This window comes from Streptomyces sp. NPDC017676 (genome assembly GCF_044329325.1).
In the GTDB taxonomy this organism is placed as follows: Bacteria; Actinomycetota; Actinomycetes; order Streptomycetales; family Streptomycetaceae; genus Streptomyces.
Genome location: NZ_JBIRJA010000050.1, coordinates 1 through 2,333, shown reverse-complemented (window position 1 = coordinate 2,333; position 2,333 = coordinate 1). Strand labels below are relative to the sequence as shown.

At 72.1% G+C, this 2,333-nt stretch carries 3 protein-coding genes; 1 reads left to right on the top strand and 2 read right to left on the bottom strand.

Annotated elements, in window-relative coordinates; all coding sequences use genetic code 11:
• Positions 1-169: 169 nt before the first annotated feature.
• Positions 170-862, bottom strand: a complete 693-nt coding sequence (locus ACH4LD_RS42950; protein ID WP_398059939.1) for a metal-dependent transcriptional regulator — start codon at positions 860-862, stop codon at positions 170-172.
• A gap of 8 nt (positions 863-870) precedes the next feature.
• Positions 871-1,404 (bottom strand): YbhB/YbcL family Raf kinase inhibitor-like protein, encoded by a 534-nt coding sequence (locus ACH4LD_RS42945; RefSeq protein ID WP_398059941.1) that lies wholly within the window; start codon positions 1,402-1,404, stop codon positions 871-873.
• A 153-nt stretch (positions 1,405-1,557) separates the two neighbouring features.
• On the opposite strand from ACH4LD_RS42945, the gene ACH4LD_RS42940 reads away from it, so the two are divergent.
• Positions 1,558-2,265, top strand: coding sequence for a GntR family transcriptional regulator (locus ACH4LD_RS42940; protein WP_398059943.1), 708 nt, complete (start codon positions 1,558-1,560; stop codon positions 2,263-2,265).
• Positions 2,266-2,333 lie beyond the last annotated feature (68 nt).

Here is a 2,333-nt window from a genome sequence, read left to right as displayed (position 1 = left end):
GCTGGGGGGTGGTGGCGGGTTACGGTGCCCCCCCCGCCTGGGGGGGGCGGGGCCGCCCCCCGGCCGGGGGGGGGGGGGCCGCCGGGGGGGGGGCCCCCCCCCCCCTTGGGGGGGCGGGGCCCGACCTCGTTGCGGCTGGGCACCGCCAAGACCCGGTGCCCGGGTGGGTTCAGGGCTTGGTCACGAAGACGTGTGCGGCGGTCCGCGTGGGGAGTTCGGCTGCTTTGCCACTGCTGCCGACCAGCACGCCGCCGGGTGACGGCGTCACGCTCACGACCGCGCCCGGGAGCACCCCGGCGAACCGCAGGGCGTGCATCAGCCGGGAGTCGGTCTGGATGGGCTCTCCGATGCGCCGCACGACCGCGCTCGTGCCGTCCGGCTCGGGATGCAGATCCTTCAGGCTGATCGTGGTGTCGCTGGGGGACAGATTCACGGCCCGGTCACCGGCGATTTCCTCCAGGCCGGGGATCGGGTTGCCGTAGGGGGATTGGGTCGGGTGGCGCAGCAGGGCGAAGAGGCGGCGTTCGACGGCCTCGCTCATCACGTGCTCCCAGCGGCAGGCTTCGGCGTGGGCCTGCTCCCACTCCAGCCCGATCACGTCGAGGAGCAGGCACTCCGCGAGCCGGTGTTTGCGCATCACGCGTACGGCGATCTGCCGGCCATCCTTGGTCAGCTCCAGGTGCCGGTCACCGGCGACGTGCAACAGGCCGTCGCGTTCCATGCGGGCCACGGTCTGGCTGACGGTGGGGCCGCTGCAGTTCAGGCGCTCGGCGATGCGGGCGCGCATCGGAATCACGCCTTCCTCCTCGAGCTCCAGGACGGTGCGGAGATACATCTGCGTCGTGTCGATGAGGCGGGACATGCTGCTCGTCAGGCGGGTGTTTCGGCGGTGGCGGTCAGTATCGCGCGGCCGAGGATGTGGCCGGCCATGGTGAAGCCGAGGATGGCCGGGGTGGTGTCGGCCGGGACGCCGATGGATTCAACGTCGAGGGCGTGCACCACGATGAAGTAGCGGTGCGGGCCGTGGCCGGGCGGCGGGGCGGCGCCGATGAAACGGGCCGCGCGGGCGTCGTTGGGCAATTGGAAGGCGCCCTCGGGCAGACCGGATCCGGTGTCGTCGCCGGCGCCCTCGGGCAGCTCGGTGACGGTGGCGGGGATGTCGGCGACCGCCCAGTGCCAGAACCCGGAGCCGGTGGGCGCGTCGGGGTCGTAGACGGTGACGGCGTAACTCTTGGTGCCCTCCGGGGCGTCACTCCAGGACAGCTGCGGGGAGACGTCCTTCCCGCCGGGAACGCCGGAGGAGAACTGCTCGGTCGGCCAGGGGGCGCCGTCGGTGACGGTGGTGCTGGTGACGGTGAAGGACGCCGCCTCGGGGAGGCGGGCGAAGGGGTCGTTGGCGCGCATCGCGTCATTCCTTTCGGGGCGTGCCGGGCAGTAGCGGTCCGAGCGCCGGCCGAGAGCCGGTCGTGCAGGGGCGTCGTCGGTGTCACTCATCGACCACAGAATCGACTGTACCAGAGATAATCGATTATTGCTCTTATCGTCTATGATGGAGGCATGACTCAGACGGCCCCCACACCGGCCCCGACGGGGAAGCAGATGCTCTCCGAGCAGGTCTACGCGCACCTGCGGGACGCGATCATGCGCGGCGACTACGCCCCCGGTGACGCCCTCAAACCGCAGGACCTCGCCAAGCAGCAGGGCGTGAGCCTGGCCGTCGTGCGCGAGGCGCTCGTGCGGGTGGTCGGAGAGGGTCTGGCCGACCGGCTGCCCAACCGCGGTTTCGCCGTGCCGGCCTTCTCCGACCGCCGGTGGCAGGAGATCGCCGAAGCCCGCCGCACCATCGAACCGGTCGTACTGCGCATGTCCATCGAGCGCGGCGACGTCGACTGGGAGGCCCGGGTGCGAGCCGCCCACCACCGCCTGGCCCGCACCCCGGCATACGCGCCGGACGAGGGCCAGTACTACAGCAGCGTATGGGCCGAAGCCCACCGAGTCTTCCACCGCACCCTGCTGGAGGGCTGTGGCAACCCCGTCCTGCTCGAGACCGTTGATCGCCTGTGGACCGCGAGCGAGCTGGCCCGCCGCTTGGCGGCGCACCGCAGCCCCGACCGCGACGGCGCCGACGAACACCGCCGGCTGGAGGAGGCGGCGCTGGCCCGCGACGCCGACACCGCGGCCCAGCTGCTGGCCCGGCACCTCACCCACACCGCGGCCGTCCTGACCGGCGAGAGTCGCTCCGCGATTGCCTCCGGCCATCCCTGACAGTCCGTCCGCGACGCTCCCGAAGCTGGCCGACTGTCAGGCGTCCCTGGTTGAGCCGGCAACCAAGT

What these genes read in the sequence shown, in the direction of transcription:
- ACH4LD_RS42940 (WP_398059943.1), top strand. Translation starts at nt 1,558, where the DNA reads ATGACTCAGACGGCCCCCACACCGGCCCCGACGGGGAAGCAGATGCTC.
- ACH4LD_RS42950 (WP_398059939.1), bottom strand. Translation starts at nt 862, where the DNA reads ATGTCCCGCCTCATCGACACGACGCAGATGTATCTCCGCACCGTCCTG.
- ACH4LD_RS42945 (WP_398059941.1), bottom strand. Translation starts at nt 1,404, where the DNA reads ATGCGCGCCAACGACCCCTTCGCCCGCCTCCCCGAGGCGGCGTCCTTC.